At 35.3% G+C, this 15,143-nt stretch carries 14 protein-coding genes; 9 read left to right on the forward strand and 5 right to left on the reverse strand.

Annotated elements, in window-relative coordinates; all coding sequences use genetic code 11:
- Positions 1-34: 34 nt before the first annotated feature.
- The 5 genes from NWE55_RS08110 to NWE55_RS08130 all read left to right on the forward strand — a co-directional run bounded on the left by NWE55_RS08110 (position 35) and on the right by NWE55_RS08130 (position 5,462).
- Complete coding sequence (locus tag NWE55_RS08110) at positions 35-859, forward strand: succinate dehydrogenase cytochrome b subunit (protein ID WP_155091579.1); 825 nt, start codon at positions 35-37, stop codon at positions 857-859.
- A gap of 17 nt (positions 860-876) precedes the next feature.
- Positions 877-2,877 carry a fumarate reductase/succinate dehydrogenase flavoprotein subunit gene (locus tag NWE55_RS08115; protein ID WP_155091578.1) on the forward strand — a complete coding sequence of 667 codons (2,001 nt, stop codon included), beginning with the start codon at positions 877-879 and terminating at the stop codon, positions 2,875-2,877.
- A gap of 51 nt (positions 2,878-2,928) precedes the next feature.
- Positions 2,929-3,672 carry a succinate dehydrogenase/fumarate reductase iron-sulfur subunit gene (locus NWE55_RS08120; RefSeq protein ID WP_155091577.1) on the forward strand — a complete coding sequence of 248 codons (744 nt, stop codon included), beginning with the start codon at positions 2,929-2,931 and terminating at the stop codon, positions 3,670-3,672.
- 124 nt (positions 3,673-3,796) lie between these two features.
- Entirely contained in the window at positions 3,797-4,648 is an 852-nt protein-coding gene (locus NWE55_RS08125) for an ion transporter (RefSeq protein WP_155091576.1), read from the forward strand.
- A 40-nt stretch (positions 4,649-4,688) separates the two neighbouring features.
- Complete coding sequence (locus tag NWE55_RS08130; protein WP_155091575.1) at positions 4,689-5,462, forward strand: amidohydrolase; 774 nt, start codon at positions 4,689-4,691, stop codon at positions 5,460-5,462.
- A 65-nt stretch (positions 5,463-5,527) separates the two neighbouring features.
- Here NWE55_RS08130 and NWE55_RS08135 read toward each other — a convergent pair whose 3' ends face one another.
- Both NWE55_RS08135 and NWE55_RS08140 read right to left on the reverse strand, forming a co-directional pair.
- Entirely contained in the window at positions 5,528-7,135 is a 1,608-nt protein-coding gene (locus tag NWE55_RS08135) for an Ig-like domain-containing domain (RefSeq protein WP_258204687.1), read from the reverse strand.
- A 58-nt stretch (positions 7,136-7,193) separates the two neighbouring features.
- Positions 7,194-7,736, reverse strand: a complete 543-nt coding sequence (locus NWE55_RS08140) for a ComF family protein (protein WP_258204688.1) — start codon at positions 7,734-7,736, stop codon at positions 7,194-7,196.
- Between the two features lie 244 nt (positions 7,737-7,980).
- On the opposite strand from NWE55_RS08140, the gene NWE55_RS08145 reads away from it, so the two are divergent.
- From NWE55_RS08145 to NWE55_RS08160, 4 genes are all read left to right on the forward strand, one after another.
- Entirely contained in the window at positions 7,981-8,178 is a 198-nt protein-coding gene (locus tag NWE55_RS08145) for a hypothetical protein (RefSeq protein WP_155091572.1), read from the forward strand.
- 5 nt (positions 8,179-8,183) lie between these two features.
- A complete protein-coding gene (locus NWE55_RS08150; protein ID WP_258204689.1) occupies positions 8,184-8,576 on the forward strand; it encodes a YchJ family protein in 393 nt (130 codons plus the stop codon).
- A gap of 66 nt (positions 8,577-8,642) precedes the next feature.
- Entirely contained in the window at positions 8,643-10,046 is a 1,404-nt protein-coding gene (aspA, locus tag NWE55_RS08155) for an aspartate ammonia-lyase (RefSeq protein WP_155091570.1), read from the forward strand.
- 200 nt (positions 10,047-10,246) lie between these two features.
- Complete coding sequence (locus NWE55_RS08160; RefSeq protein ID WP_155091569.1) at positions 10,247-10,876, forward strand: NAD(P)H-binding protein; 630 nt, start codon at positions 10,247-10,249, stop codon at positions 10,874-10,876.
- Positions 10,877-10,987: 111 nt separating this feature from the next.
- Here the strand turns inward: NWE55_RS08160 and NWE55_RS08165 are convergent, their stop codons facing one another.
- From NWE55_RS08165 to NWE55_RS08175, 3 genes are all read right to left on the reverse strand, one after another.
- The gene (locus NWE55_RS08165; protein ID WP_155091568.1) at positions 10,988-11,563 is read right to left on the reverse strand and encodes a YceI family protein; all 576 of its coding nucleotides are present in this window, start codon (positions 11,561-11,563) and stop codon (positions 10,988-10,990) included.
- Positions 11,564-12,762: 1,199 nt separating this feature from the next.
- On the reverse strand, positions 12,763-14,307 hold the full coding sequence (locus NWE55_RS08170) for a glycine--tRNA ligase (protein ID WP_155091567.1): 1,545 nt from the start codon (positions 14,305-14,307) through the stop codon (positions 12,763-12,765).
- Between the two features lie 92 nt (positions 14,308-14,399).
- Positions 14,400-15,140 (reverse strand): subclass B1 metallo-beta-lactamase WUS-1, encoded by a 741-nt coding sequence (locus NWE55_RS08175; RefSeq protein ID WP_249828070.1) that lies wholly within the window; start codon positions 15,138-15,140, stop codon positions 14,400-14,402.
- Between the last annotated feature and the right edge of the window lie 3 nt (positions 15,141-15,143).

The following is a 15,143-nucleotide window of genomic DNA, read 5'->3' on the forward strand; positions in this document are numbered from 1 at the left end:
AGATTTTTTCAAGAAAAACAATTAAAATTACATTATGGCAAAATCTGCACTTTTAAAGTCGTCCTTAGCTAAGAAATATTGGATGGCTCTTACAGGGTTATTTTTATGCTTGTTTTTGGTTGGTCACTTGGCGGGAAACCTTCAATTGATATTTGGTGATGCTTCTGCATTTAACGAGTATGCATTATTCATGACAACTAATCCAGCAGTAAAAGTATTATCTTACGTTACTTATATATCAATCCTATTCCACGCGATTGATGGTATTGTTTTAACTATTCAAAACAAAAAAGCACGTCCAATTGGATATGCAAAAAACAACGCTGCTGCTAATAGCTCATTTTCTTCAAGAAACATGGCTGTATTAGGAACTTTATTGTTAGTGTTTATTGTTACTCACATGGTTAACTTCTGGGCTAAAATGCATTTCACTCAAATGCCTTTGCAAACTATAGAAGTGAAAATGGAAGGACAAAAGCCTTTAATTGTTTATAAAACAGTGCAAGAACAATATATTCCTGTAGAAGCTGTAGATAGAGGGCAAGTTGAATTGAAGGGAACGAAGTTCTATCAATTTGGTACTGATTTGAAAGTAGCTGATGGATACAAAGATTTACATAAGATAACTATTGAGTTCTTTAAAGATCCAAGTTATGGAATATTCTATACGATAGGATATGTATTAGCAATGATTGTTCTTGGATTCCACTTATCACATGGTTTTGCAAGTGCATTCCAGTCTTTAGGAATCAACAATCCAAGATACAACGGAGTAGTTAAGGGAATCGGGTATTTATTTGCTTATTTAGTACCTGCATTATTTGCTATCATTCCTTTGTATATATATTTTATTAAATAGTCCTAAAGAAATTGATTATGAAATTAGATTCTAAAATACCTAATGGACCACTTGATAAAAAATGGTCTGATTATAAAAATCATATTAAATTAGTTAACCCAGCAAACAAACGTAATATTGATGTTATCGTTGTTGGAACTGGATTAGCTGGTGGTTCAGCTGCTGCTACATTAGCTGAATTAGGTTATAATGTAAAAGCTTTTTGTTACCAAGATTCACCTCGTCGTGCGCACTCTATTGCTGCTCAAGGGGGGATTAACGCATCAAAAAACTACCAAGGAGATGGTGACTCAGTTTACAGATTATTCTATGATACTGTAAAAGGTGGAGATTACCGTGCTCGTGAAGCAAACGTTTACCGTTTAGCTGAAGTTTCAGAAAATATTATTGACCAATGTGTTGCTCAAGGTGTACCTTTTGCACGTGAGTACGGAGGTCTTTTAGATAATCGTTCTTTTGGTGGGGTACAAGTATCACGTACTTTCTACGCTAAAGGACAAACAGGACAACAGTTGTTGTTAGGAGCATACTCTGCAATGAACCGTCAAATTGGACGTGGAAAAATCAAAATGTACAATCGTCATGAAATGTTAGATATTGTACTTGTTGATGGTAAAGCAAGAGGAATTATTGCTCGTAATTTAATCAACGGAGAGATTGAACGTCATTCTGCACACGCTGTAGTAATTTGTACAGGTGGATATGGAAACGTTTTCTTCTTGTCTACAAACGCAATGGGTTCTAACGTTACTGCTGCTTGGAAAGCACACAAACGTGGAGCATATTTTGCTAACCCATGTTATACGCAAATTCACCCAACTTGTATTCCTGTTACTGGTGACCACCAATCAAAACTAACTTTGATGTCTGAGTCATTGCGTAATGATGGACGTATTTGGGTTCCTAAGAAAATGGAAGATGCGATTGCGATTAGAGAAGGTAAATTAAAACCAACTCAGATTGCTGAAGAAGATAGAGATTACTACTTAGAAAGAAGATATCCATCATTCGGTAACTTAGTACCTCGTGACGTTGCGTCTCGTGCTGCTAAGGAAAGATGTGATGCTGGGTATGGTGTAAACTCAACTGGTGAAGCTGTTTATTTAGATTTCGCTTCTGCTATTGAGCGTTATGGTAAAGAGCAAGCTCGTATCCAACACTTAGATGAAAATGATGCTAAGTTAGTTTACAAATTAGGTAAAGACGTTGTAGAGAATAAATATGGTAACTTATTCCAAATGTATGAGAAGATCGTAGATGAGGATCCATATACTACTCCAATGATGATTTATCCTGCTGTTCACTATACAATGGGTGGATTATGGGTGGATTACAACTTAATGTCTACTATTGAAGGATGTTATATCTTAGGTGAGGCAAACTTCTCTGACCACGGAGCAAACCGTTTAGGAGCTTCTGCATTAATGCAAGGTTTGGCTGACGGTTACTTTGTACTTCCTTATACTATCGGAGATTATTTAGCTAATGACATCCGTACAGGAGCTATTCCAACAGATTTACCAGAATTTGCTGCTGCTGAAAAGAATGTACGCGACATTATTGATCATTTAATGAACAATAAAGGAACGCATTCAGTAGACCACTTCCACAAGAAATTAGGTAAGATTATGTGGGATAAAGTTGGTATGGCTCGTAATGCTAAAGGTTTAACTGAAGCAATGGACGAGATCGCTGAATTGAGAGAAGATTTCTACAAAAATGTGAAAGTTTCAGGTACTGCAGAAAGTTTTAACCAAGAGTTAGAGAAAGCTTTAAGAGTAGCTGACTTCTTAGAATTAGGTGAATTATTCGCTAAAGATGCTTTACACCGTGAAGAGTCTTGTGGAGGTCACTTCCGTGAAGAACACCAAACTGAGGATGGAGAAGCAAAACGTGATGATGAAAACTTTGCGTATGTTGCTGCTTGGGAATACAAAGGTAACCCAAGAGAAGCTGTTCTTCATAAAGAAGACTTAGTTTATGAAAACATTAAATTGGTAACTCGTAGTTATAAATAATATTGAGATTAAGATCTTCGGATCTTATCTTATTGTAAAAATTCGATGCAAATGAATCTTACACTAAAAATATGGCGTCAAAAAAACGCTAAAGAAAAAGGACAAATGGTTGATTACAAAATCAGCAATGTTTCTCCTGATATGTCTTTCTTAGAAATGCTTGATGTATTAAACAACGAGTTAATCGAGAAAGGTGATGATCCTGTAGCTTTCGACCATGACTGTCGTGAAGGTATTTGTGGTATGTGTTCTTTATTTATTAATGGTGAAGCACATGGACCAGATAGAGGAATCACTACTTGTCAGTTACACATGAGAATGTTCAAAGATGGTGATACTATTTATATCGAGCCATTTAGAGCTAAAGCTTTCCCTGTGATTAAAGACTTAGTAGTTGACCGTACTGCTTTTGATAAAATTCAACACGCAGGTGGTTTCGTATCTGTAAATACATCAGGTAATACACAAGATGCAAATGCTATACCTATTCCTAAACACGATGCAGACCGTGCATTTGATGCTGCTACTTGTATTGGGTGTGGGGCATGTGTAGCTACTTGTAAAAACTCATCAGCTATGTTATTCGTATCTGCAAAAGTTTCTCAGTTTGCTTTGTTACCACAAGGTAAAGTAGAGGCTGCTGAACGCGTGTTAAACATGGTGAATGAAATGGATGCTCTTGGATTTGGTAACTGTACGAATACAGGTGCTTGTGAAGTAGAATGTCCTAAGGGAATCTCTTTAGAGAACATCGCTCGTATGAACAGAGAGTACTTAAAAGCAAGTTTGAAATAACATTGTTTTTCCAAACATAAATTGAAAGCAGATATAGAAATATATCTGCTTTTTTTATGTTTTTATTTTAATTGTAAAAAATGAGATGATTTATTTTTGCATTTTATTTTTTACAATTTAATTTATGAAAGCTACAAAGTACATGGCTTTTAAGTATAAGGTATATGATGTATTAAACAATGATTCTACGACAATAGGTAGTAAGGTTGTTCAAGGTGCTATCATTATTTTAATCTTGATCAATGCTCTTTCTTTAATATTTGAATCTATACCTGAAGTGAAAGAGGATTATGCCAGTTTTTTTTATTACTTCAATTTATTCTCTGTTATATTTTTTTCTGTTGAATATTTCTTGAGAATGTGGTCGATAACTTGCGATCCTCGTTTTAATAAGCCTTTGTTGGGTAGGGTTAAGTATGCGTTCACTTCGATGCAATTAATAGATTTGTTGGCTATACTTCCTTTTTATTTATCCTTCGTGCATTTTGACCTACGTGTAATTCGTTTGATGCGGGTTTTTAGACTCCTAAGGGTGTTTAAAATTACAAAGTATGTTTCTGCCTTATCTATCGTGGTAAATGTCTTTAAACGCAAAGCAAGTGAGTTAGCGATAGCTGCTTTCATGCTTGTCTTTTTGTTGTTGATAGCTTCTACAGCTATTTATTATGCTGAGAACCCTTTCCAGCCAAACGCATTTTCGAGTATTCCTGATTCTATGTGGTGGTCTGTTATTACTATTTGTACGGTGGGATATGGCGATATATATCCCATTACAATCTTTGGAAAGTTGATTGGTGGTGTGTTAGCTGTGATCGGTATTGGTTTTTTCGCCCTGCCGACAGGTATTATATCTTCTGGTTTTGCAGAGGAACTTGCCGAGCGTAAAGAGAAGAAGAGAAAGGATGAGTTTAATACGCATGGCTGTGATCCTGAAGTAACTTGCCCTTGTTGTGGAAACAGCATGAAAGCGAAGTAAGATTTATTATGCTTATTTTTGGAGTTCTAATAGGTATTTTATGAAAGTAGCAGTGTTACAATCTCCATTGGCTTGGGAAAATGTAGAGGAGAATAAAAAACAATTTATTAAGCAGTTAAATGAGATTCAGCAAGACGTTGACTTAGTTGTTTTACCTGAGATGTTTACATCAGGTTTTACTATGCAGCCAGAACGCGTGTATATGACAATGGAGGATGAGTTCTTAGCTCATCTAACAGAGATTGCCAATCAAAAGAATATGGCAATCATTGGAAGTGTAGTCATAAAGGAGAATCAGCAATTCTTCAATCGATTGCTTTTCATTGAACCAAGTAAAGAGTTACATTATTACGACAAACGACACTTGTTTTCACTGGCAGGTGAGGAGAAGGTTTACACAGCAGGACAGAATCGCATTATTGTTAACTACAAAGGTTGGAGAATTTGTCCTTTAGTATGTTATGATTTGAGATTCCCTGTATTCGCTCGAAATAGTAAAGCAGAATACGATTTGTTGATTTATGTGGCAAGTTGGCCTGATCAACGCATTTATGCATGGGATACTATTATCAAGGCAAGAGCAATTGAGAATATGAGTTATGTAATAGGTGTTAACCGTTGTGGCAGTGATGAGAATAACAACGTTTATTCAGGGCATTCACAGGTGATTGATTATATGGGTAAGTATTTAATCGAGCCTCTTGTTGGTCAACAAGTAGCAACTGTTAGTTTAGACTTAGGTTTACAGAACAAAGCAAGAGATCGGTTTGGGTTTCTTAGAGATGCTGATCAATTTACAATAGACCTAAAGTGATTTTAGAACATTCATAATGTAATTTATAGAAAAAAAATAGCCTCAATCTAATTGAGGCTATTTTTTTATTGAAAATTGATATCTTGTTGTATATCCCAATTGGCTCTTACATCAATAGCCTCAGGGAAGTAGATTGTTTCTTCGGGTTGTCTTTTGTCCCAATAGTATCCTGAATCCCACTTGCCATTTTTATTATCATCGTATATTACTCGGATATAGTATTTTTTCGGTTGTAGTAAAAGGAACTCAATATCGGTCTTTTCTTCGCTATATTGACTTGCTACAAGTTGCTCTCTCTCATCCAATAACTCTATTATGATTGGGAATCTCTTTATCCCTGTAAAGTTTAAGAATAGATTACCGTAATCTGTATGAGGATTTGTTTTTACGGTGTAATTTAATGTATCATTAGATGTCCCAAAAAAGTCAGTAAGGGCTTTTGGCATTAAATTAATATAGTAATTGCCATTTTCCTCTTTCTCAAACTTAAGTAAGATATCATGTTGCATTTTCTTATTCTCAATAGAGAAGGGAATTGCTACAGAATCTTTGTTTAAAACGGTGATCAACTCCTTGTTAATTGACTCCACAGGTGTAGAGGTATTTAATTTGAAGTCATTGATGTAATGCAAGACACTATTTGTCCCAGTGATAGCTAAAGAGTCTATTTCTTTTACCTTTGCTCTTGGTTTGACTGTAAAGGTTTTGTCATAATCTCCTTTTACAACTTTTACGTGTAGAGAATCCGCAATGACTTGAGGGAACCATACTTGTAGAGAATCTTTTTGCGGTAATTGAGTATAGGTACTCTTGATGATACTATCGTTTTTTGATACGGTTAGTTCCGCATCTTTTATATCTCCAAAATAGGGTAGATACCACTTGTTTTGCGATATTTGAGAAGGTCTATTAACCTCTAAATTTTCCTGTGATTTAAATAAGACAAGATTATAAGTCTGATCGGTTGGTATAGTAATCGAATCTTTGACAAAAGCGATTTTATCTTGTTTTGGGTCAAATTTATAATTGTTGTTCTTGTCTTTTAACGCTATAAGATAGTAGGTACCTTCTTTGATATTCTCAATTGTAAAATCAGTTAAACTATCTAAAGTATTAGTGACATAAAGTGGTTTTTGCTTGTAAACAGTAGAGTCTGTAAAAGTTCGCGCATCATAAAGCATAACATTGACAAAATTGTCTGCTTTTAATTGATTAGCACTTGATATTTTTCCACTTAGTTTTAAAGAATCGATAAAATCTCCTGTAGAGAATATATACTTAAATTGTTTTAAGATATTGCCTTCGTTATTATCTACAATAGCATCGCCAAAGTTAAAACTGTATGTCGTATTTTCCTTTAGAGTGTCTCGCAATTTAATCGTGATCACTCGTTTGGCATTTCCCATAGGTGTTACCTCTGGATCATTTTCCATAGGTGGCGAAATAATCAAGTTTTGATTTAACTTATTTACTTTGATAAACTCATCAAAATCAATAGTTATTAGATCTCCTTTGAAGTTTGCAGTAAAGTTCTTAGGAGTACTTTTTAGTACTACTGGAGGGATGGTATCTTGAGGACCACCAGTTATATAACCGCGCTTCGCACAGTTAGTCAAACTAACTACGCATAGTACAAGTAAACATGTGATAAAATATATTCGAAACTTCGACATAACTCTATTTTAAAAAGCAAATTAACGATTATATTTTTTACTTCGAAAGTATCTGTAATTAAAAACTTTTTGTAGACATTGCTAAACAGAGTATTGTTACTTTTGAATGCGGTATATTGAGCAGTTGTTTAGCGCATTTTTCTAATGTACTGCCTGTTGTTAGGATATCATCTAATAGCAAAAAGTGTTTTGCTTGTTTGTCTGCTTTGGGACAGAGCACAAATTCTGCCTCTTTTGTTTTTAACCAATCAAATAGCCCTTTTTTGGCTTGAGATTTACCTCTCTTACTTTTGATTAATAATTTCTCATTGATAGGGATGTGAAAATTATCGGCCAGTGCTTTGGCAAATCCCTCTACTTGGTTGTACCCTCTCTTTCTTTGTTTAGATTTGTGGAGAGGTACAGCGATTATTTCATCGACTGTATCTAATATTGTGGTTTCCTTCAATTGTTGTGCATATAGATTACCAAGGAAGTAACTAATTTCAGGGTGGTTGTTATACTTCAGATTGTGAAGTATATTTTGAGTAGCTGTTCCTTTTTTATAGTATAGAAAGCTACAAGCCATTTCTATTTTTACCCGACCATAGAATTTTCCCATAGACTGATTGTTTGCTATTTTGTGCTGGTTGGTTATGGGTAAGGCACATCTACAGATTGTACACAAGATTATCTCATTTTTTAGCAAAAGAGTATTGCAGGCCATACAACACTTAGGAAATAGTAAATTGATTAAGTTCTCAAGTAGGTTCATCTGTCTGAATATTAATAGTCTATGAAAATAATAAAATAGAATTTCTCAAATGAGTTTTTAGCGAATATCTTTGTCCTTTAAAGAATATTCAATGACAAAGCAAGAGAGAATACAACGTGAAATAATCGTATTGATGAAAGTGGCGAAAGAGAACGATAAGCTTGATTTATCCGAGAAGATAGAAGAATTAGTTTTCAGTATAAAACAAGGGATAGATGAAGCACAAACAGATGATGAAGTTGTCTTATATGCTAAGTATCTAAAGATTGTTAACAGCATTAAGAAGTAAAGAATATGGCAGAGAGTAAATTGTGCTATTGCGGCAGTGAGATGACCTATGAGAATTGTTGTGGGCGATTTTTATCTGCCAAAGAGAAGCCGACTACAGCAATTGAGTTAATGCGCTCAAGATACAGTGCATACGTGCTGGCTAATGCCAAGTACATTATTGATACTACTCATCCTAAGGTTAGGTATCAGCACAGTAAAAAGGCTATTCTACAATGGGCTAAAGATAACGTTTGGTTAAAGTTAGAAATCGTTTCCAGTGGGGAAAGTCAAGTTGTATTTAAAGCTTTTTTCATGGATCAGCAAGGGGTAGAGCACGAACACTATGAAAATTCTTTGTTTGAGAAGTTGGGTGATCAGTGGTATTATGTCTCAGGTACATTTAAAGATGAAAACTAAGTGAATAATTATAAATTATTTGATTTATACTTTGTAAATTAGTGATTAATTAAAAATTATTTAACTATGGGTTTAACGAGAGTAGAGAGTGATTTGTTAGGAGAATTACAAGTTCCTCAAGAAGCATATTATGGTGTTCAGTCACAACGTGCAATAAATAATTTTAAAATATCTAATAGTAAATTGTCTCACTACCCTGAGTTTGTAAAAGGGTTAGCACAAGTTAAATGGGCTGCAGCGAAGACTAATTTTGAGTTAGATGTATTAGATGAGAAAATTTATAAAGCTATCGCTGAGGCATGTCAAGAGATTTTAAGTGGAAAGTTTTTAGAGGAGTTTCCTATTGATATGATTCAGGGAGGAGCAGGAACTTCAGTAAACATGAATGCCAATGAAGTAATTGCCAATCGCGCTTTAGAAATTTTAGGACATCAAAAAGGAGAATATCAGTTTTGCTCTCCTAACGACCATGTCAACTTATCTCAGTCTACCAATGATGCTTATCCAACTGCACTTAAGGTTGCTGTTTTTGAGATGAATAAAACTGTCGTACATAGCTTAGAGAAATTAGTTAAAGGTTTTGAAAGTAAGGCAAAAGAATTTGAAAATATAATCAAGATGGGACGTACACAACTTCAAGACGCTGTACCTATGACTTTAGGTCAGGAGTTTGGAGGTTTTGCGTTTACCTTGAAGAAAGAAATACAAGCGCTAAATTTTGCAAGTAAGTCCTTTTTAGAGATAAATATGGGAGCTACAGCAATCGGAACAGGTTTGAATGCTGTACCAGGATATGCTGAGTTATGCGCTAAGAATTTAGGTGAATTGATGAAACAAGAGGTTGTATCGGCAGAGAATCTTGTTGAGGCTACTTCTGATACGAGTGGTTTTGTCGCTTACTCAGGATCATTGAAGAAGTTAGCTATCAAGCTATCTAAGATTTGTAATGATTTGCGTTTGTTATCGTCAGGACCTCGTACAGGATTAAACGAAATACAATTGCCTCCAATGCAGCCGGGGTCTTCAATCATGCCTGGTAAAGTGAACCCTGTTATCCCTGAAGTAGTGAATCAAGTTTGCTTTAAAGTGATAGGTAATGATATGACTATTACGATGGCTTCAGAGGCGGCACAGTTGCAGTTAAATGTAATGGAACCCGTATTAGCTCATACCATAATGGAGTCTATGATGTGGTTGGAGAATGCTATGGACACACTATTGGACAAATGTGTTGTTGGAATTAAGGCTAACGTTGAGCACAACAAAGAATTGGTGATGGGAAGTATAGGTATTGTAACTGCTTTGAATCCTTATATTGGATATAAAGCGAGTACAAAGATTGCAAAAGAGGCATTGGAATCTGGCAGAGGAGTCTATGAGTTAGTATTAGAGCACAATCTATTGAGCAAAGAGAAATTAGATGAGATCTTAGATCCAAAACACATGTTAGCACCACATAAAAGTAAATAGTTTATACTATTAAATAATATTTAAAGCCAATTTGTATTTCTGTATAAATTGGCTTTCTTTTGTGTTTATATTTGAATTATGACAATTGTTAAGGTTAAAATATTTGTTTGTATTGTGTAATATTGTGATTATATTGAATATATTTAATAGTATATTAGATTCGTTTAATTACTTTTGAACAATTGAAATAAATAGATAACATGAAGGCTTTAGTTATTGGTGCGACTGGAGCAGTCGGCAAAGTATTAGTTAGACAGCTACTCTGTGATGATTATTTCACGGAGGTAGATATTTTTATACGCAGTGAGTGGGATATTCAACATCCCAAATTGGTTACGCATATTGTCGATTTTGAAGAAATAGATCAGTGGGCTCACCTGATAACTGGTGATATAGCCTATAGCTGTTTAGGAACAACACGCAAGCAAGCAGGTAGTAAGGAAAGGCAAAAGCATATCGATTATGACTATGTGATGCAGTTTGCTCAGTATTGCAAGGGAAATGGCGTTAAAACGTTCGCGATGGTTTCCTCTATTGGGGCAAATGACAAGAGTACTAATTTCTATACCCGAGTAAAAGGGCAATTGGAAAGGGTAATCTTTACTTTGCGTTTTAATTCAACAGTTATTGTTCGTCCCAGTTTGTTAATTCGTCCACATTCAGATCGATGGGTAGAGAGAGCATCTATTCGCTTGCTCAAATGGTTGAACGCATTAGGGATTATGAAGCGATTTAAACCTGTTTCGCTAACCCAAGTATCCAATTGTATAAGAGAAGAGAGTAAACGACAGAATTGCAAGATTATTATTGTTGAAAACGTATATATTTAGTGGCAGTTTGTCTTTATACGGAATAATTTGCTTGTACTGTAAAATATGAAAAGAGGCTATGGAGAAATTTGCTCCACAGCCTCTTTGTTTAGTTTGGTATATCAAGAAGGATTATTTTACTTGAGTAAACTCTAAGTTTACATTGATTTTTACATCTTTAGCAATCGCTTGTCCTGATGGATCGTACGCTACTCCGAAATCAAAGCGATTAATCGTAGTAGAAGCTTGGAATCCCAATTTCGTATTTCCTTGTCCATCATCTTTTAATAGACCACCATAAGTAAGGTCGAAGGTTACTTTTTTTGTGACATCTCTGATAGTAAGGTTTCCTTCCAATTTGTATTGATCTTTTCCCGCTTTTTTGATTGATGTACTTTCAAAAGTCATTGTAGGGAACTTTTCTGCGTTGAAGAAGTCATCCGTTTTTAAGTGGTTGTCACGCATCTCGATAGATGTGTTCACACTATTCATCTCTACTGAGAACTTGAATGCTCCCTTCGTTAAATCTTCAGGTGTTCCTTCAAAAGTTCCTGAATATTTGTCAAAACGACCATCTACAAAAGAAATTCCTAAGTGTTTTACTGAGAAGTTTAAAAATGAGTGGTAGTTATCTACATTCCATTTAGTCTGCGCAAATGAAGCTACCGAAAATAATGTTGCTACAAATAATAATGCTATTTTTTTCATGGTAATAATTTTTATTGTTTTGTTATCTATTACAAAGGTAGTACCAAACTTATGTTGTCTTGCTTAATCTACATTAAGAACGCTTTTTGTGTTTTTTAGCATATTCTAACTTATTAAATATAAGTAATTTATATTGTATTCTTCTCTTTTTTTTACTTATTGAATGTTTTGGCTCCGTCTTATTATTGTGTTTGTTGTAAAGGTATTTTGATGCGTAAAGGCGTATTTCGAAAACTACTTTTAAAGGTACTTTTTACAGCCTGAATGGGGGTGGTCGGCTTGTGGTCGGCTTGTGATGGGCATTTGGTCGGCTAATAAACACCATTTTTAGCCTATCACTATGGGAACATTAGGATATCATATCACAATCATTTCGAAGCGTGTTTACCTCAGGATCTATATTGAACTTAGCCAATGTGGTTTTCAATATCTTTTGATGTGAAAAGGTTGATGTGCGTTTAATTGTACTTTTAGACAAGAACGAATAGTATTCTTAGTTAACTGCTCATACTGTATGAGATTTGTTTTTTAAGAAAATGCCTACTAATAATTTGCGTTTAACAAGCATAGGTCAGATCTGTTTATTGACTATTTGGCGTAGAGATCAATTATAGAATCAGGAGTAGTTAGCAAGAATTTTTGTCTATCTACTTAGTGTAGGATTGTAAATATGCACCTTGAACGTATTTCTATTCAGTTTGAGAAGATTGACTGAGTATAGCTGTTTTACCTCGGTGAAGGTATTGCATACCTATCTTTCTCACTTGATGAGGACTTTCCTTTTTGCTTACCTGGACTTTCAGGTAATTATGATTAAGGATAAAGAATTTGCATATACATTGTTTACACAACCATTTGTACTAATGTATGCGTTTTGTGTAGGGCTGATACCTGTTGTAGTTTTGATGTGTATTGTGATTTGAAGGTTTAGAAGTAAGATCCTGTATACGTCTTGGCATTCGTTGATGTTATTCATAGGCATCGTAATTTTTGGTTTGGGAGAAGTAATGGTAGTGTGATGTGTTCTACCAACTCTATGGACTGGGGATTTAATGACCTTGATTTTTGGAAAGGCAGGTGAGAGATTGAATGAGGAGAGTGAAGGCATGAATACAGTAAAATAGAAATGTATACCTAAGAGAAATAAAAAAAAGCTGTTCCGGTGAGGAACAGCTTTCGTATGTTTAATAATCAACTGATTACTTCATTTTCTTTAACCAGTTTTTCATAGATACTTCGTTTTCTATGATGTTTTTAAGGTCAGCGATTGCTACACGATCTTGTTTCATCGTGTCACGATGACGGATAGTAACCGTTTTGTCTTCTAATGACTGGTGATCTACCGTAATACAGAAAGGTGTACCTAATGCATCAGCACGGCGGTAACGACGACCTACTGCGTCTTTTTCGTCATAAGCTACATTAAAGTCCCATTTCAGTTCTTCGATAATTTCTTGAGCTAACTCAGGAAGACCATCTTTTTTTACTAAAGGCAAAATTGCTGCTTTAGTAGGAGCAAGAACTGAAGGTAATCTCAATACAGTACGTGTACTACCATCTTCTAAGGTTTCTTCTACTAATGATTTAGAGAATACAGATAAGAACATACGGTCTAAACCTACTGATGTCTCAACTACATAAGGTACATAAGACGTATTTGTTTCGTTATCGAAGAATTGTAGTTTCTTTCCAGAGAACTTCTCATGTGCTTTAAGGTCAAAGTCAGTACGCGAGTGAATACCTTCTAACTCTTTAAATCCAAATGGGAAGTTAAACTCAATATCAGTAGCAGCATTAGCATAATGTGCTAATTTCTCATGGTCGTGGAAGCGGTAGTTCTCTGCTCCCATACCCAATGATAAGTGCCATTTGTGACGAGTTTCTTTCCAGTACTCGTAGTACTTCATTTCCTCACCTGGTTTTACAAAGAATTGCATCTCCATCTGTTCGAACTCACGCATACGGAAGATGAACTGACGAGCTACGATTTCGTTACGGAAAGCTTTACCTGTCTGAGCGATACCGAATGGAATCTTCATACGTCCTGTTTTCTGTACGTTTAGGAAGTTAACAAAGATTCCTTGAGCAGTCTCAGGACGCAAGTATAAGTCCATAGCAGAGTCTGCAGAAGCTCCAAGTTTAGTTCCGAACATCAAGTTGAATTGACGCACTTCCGTCCAGTTTTTAGAACCTGTATCAGGATCAGCAATCTCAAGTTCTTCAATAAGTGCTTTTACGTCTGCTAAATCTCCTGAATCAAGACCACGAGCCATACGCTCTAAAATCTCTTTTTTCTTCGCTAAATATTCTACTACACGAGGGTTAGTAGCTACGAATTGTTCTTCGTCAAAAGCTTCTCCAAAGCGCTTCTTCGCTTTTTCGATTTCCTTTTGAGCCTTTTGGTATAATTTTTCACAGTAGTCTTCGATAAGAACGTCAGCTCTGTATCTCTTTTTACTGTCTTTATTATCAATTAATGGGTCGTTGAATGCATCGACGTGGCCTGAGGCTTTCCAAGTGGTAGGATGCATAAAAATTGAGGCATCAATTCCTACAATATTCTCGTGCATTTGTACCATAGATTTCCACCAGTACTCTCGAATGTTTTTCTTTAACTCCACACCGTTTTGAGCGTAGTCATATACTGCGCTTAAACCATCGTAAATTTCGCTTGAAGGAAATATGTACCCATACTCTTTCGCGTGCGAAACAACGTTCTTAAAAATATCCTCTTGTTTTGCCATGATGCAAAAGTAATAAAAGACTTTAAGATTAGAAACTATGCTATAGGCATTTTGTTGTTAATAACCTTAAGTTTATTGATTTACTATACTTATTAATTGTTTTTATTTAAATTATCTCGATGGTATTCCTCTAAGATACGCTCGGTATTCTCTATATGTCCTGACAGATTCCATTGATCGTGTCCTGGGATGATAGATTTCACCTTTTTAAATTTGCGTTTTACCGCTTTAATGGTTTTAGGCCAGGCATTTACATTTGCATCCGCTATATTTCCAATACTTGTAGCTTCAGCACTCTTAATCAGACAACCTCCATACAGTATTTTTTCTTGTGGAAACCACACGACAGTATTGTCTTTTGTGTGACCTTCACCTAAGAAATAAACCGTTAGTTTATCATTGCCGAAGGTAAAGTGTCTTTCTTTATCAAAAGTGTGTTGTGCTTGAGGTTCATTGCGCTCTTTTAGCATCTCATTAGTTTGTACAAAGGTATACGTTTGAGCTCCAGCTTTATTAAAGTAATCTAACCCTCCCGATCGATCTTCGTGAAAGTGGGTAGTGATTACCCATTTAATCTCTTTGTTGTGTGCTTGCTTGATGTGATTTACTAAAGGTTCATATTGCTCTTTATCCCAAGGGGTGTCGATGAGCAATACTCCATCGTCAGTTACTACATATAAGGCGTTAGAGGAGTATTGTACACCATTAAACTCTTGATAGGTAGTGTAGACATACATTTTGTCATTTAACTTTTCGATCTTTAGTCTTTCGGATTGGGCATGTGCAATAAATGAGCATGTTAGCAAGGCGATAGTGTAAAGAAATTGACGCATAAT

The sequence above is a fragment of the Myroides albus genome (assembly GCF_024722315.1).
Taxonomy (GTDB): Bacteria; Bacteroidota; Bacteroidia; order Flavobacteriales; family Flavobacteriaceae; genus Flavobacterium; species Flavobacterium album_A.

What these genes read in the sequence shown, in the direction of transcription:
- NWE55_RS08110 (WP_155091579.1), top strand. Translation starts at nt 35, where the DNA reads ATGGCAAAATCTGCACTTTTAAAGTCGTCCTTAGCTAAGAAATATTGG.
- NWE55_RS08115 (WP_155091578.1), top strand. Translation starts at nt 877, where the DNA reads ATGAAATTAGATTCTAAAATACCTAATGGACCACTTGATAAAAAATGG.
- NWE55_RS08120 (WP_155091577.1), top strand. Translation starts at nt 2,929, where the DNA reads ATGAATCTTACACTAAAAATATGGCGTCAAAAAAACGCTAAAGAAAAA.
- NWE55_RS08125 (WP_155091576.1), top strand. Translation starts at nt 3,797, where the DNA reads ATGAAAGCTACAAAGTACATGGCTTTTAAGTATAAGGTATATGATGTA.
- NWE55_RS08130 (WP_155091575.1), top strand. Translation starts at nt 4,689, where the DNA reads ATGAAAGTAGCAGTGTTACAATCTCCATTGGCTTGGGAAAATGTAGAG.
- NWE55_RS08135 (WP_258204687.1), bottom strand. Translation starts at nt 7,135, where the DNA reads ATGTCGAAGTTTCGAATATATTTTATCACATGTTTACTTGTACTATGC.
- NWE55_RS08140 (WP_258204688.1), bottom strand. Translation starts at nt 7,736, where the DNA reads ATGGGAAAATTCTATGGTCGGGTAAAAATAGAAATGGCTTGTAGCTTT.
- NWE55_RS08145 (WP_155091572.1), top strand. Translation starts at nt 7,981, where the DNA reads ATGACAAAGCAAGAGAGAATACAACGTGAAATAATCGTATTGATGAAA.
- NWE55_RS08150 (WP_258204689.1), top strand. Translation starts at nt 8,184, where the DNA reads ATGGCAGAGAGTAAATTGTGCTATTGCGGCAGTGAGATGACCTATGAG.
- aspA (WP_155091570.1), top strand. Translation starts at nt 8,643, where the DNA reads ATGGGTTTAACGAGAGTAGAGAGTGATTTGTTAGGAGAATTACAAGTT.
- NWE55_RS08160 (WP_155091569.1), top strand. Translation starts at nt 10,247, where the DNA reads ATGAAGGCTTTAGTTATTGGTGCGACTGGAGCAGTCGGCAAAGTATTA.
- NWE55_RS08165 (WP_155091568.1), bottom strand. Translation starts at nt 11,563, where the DNA reads ATGAAAAAAATAGCATTATTATTTGTAGCAACATTATTTTCGGTAGCT.
- NWE55_RS08170 (WP_155091567.1), bottom strand. Translation starts at nt 14,307, where the DNA reads ATGGCAAAACAAGAGGATATTTTTAAGAACGTTGTTTCGCACGCGAAA.
- NWE55_RS08175 (WP_249828070.1), bottom strand. Translation starts at nt 15,140, where the DNA reads ATGCGTCAATTTCTTTACACTATCGCCTTGCTAACATGCTCATTTATT.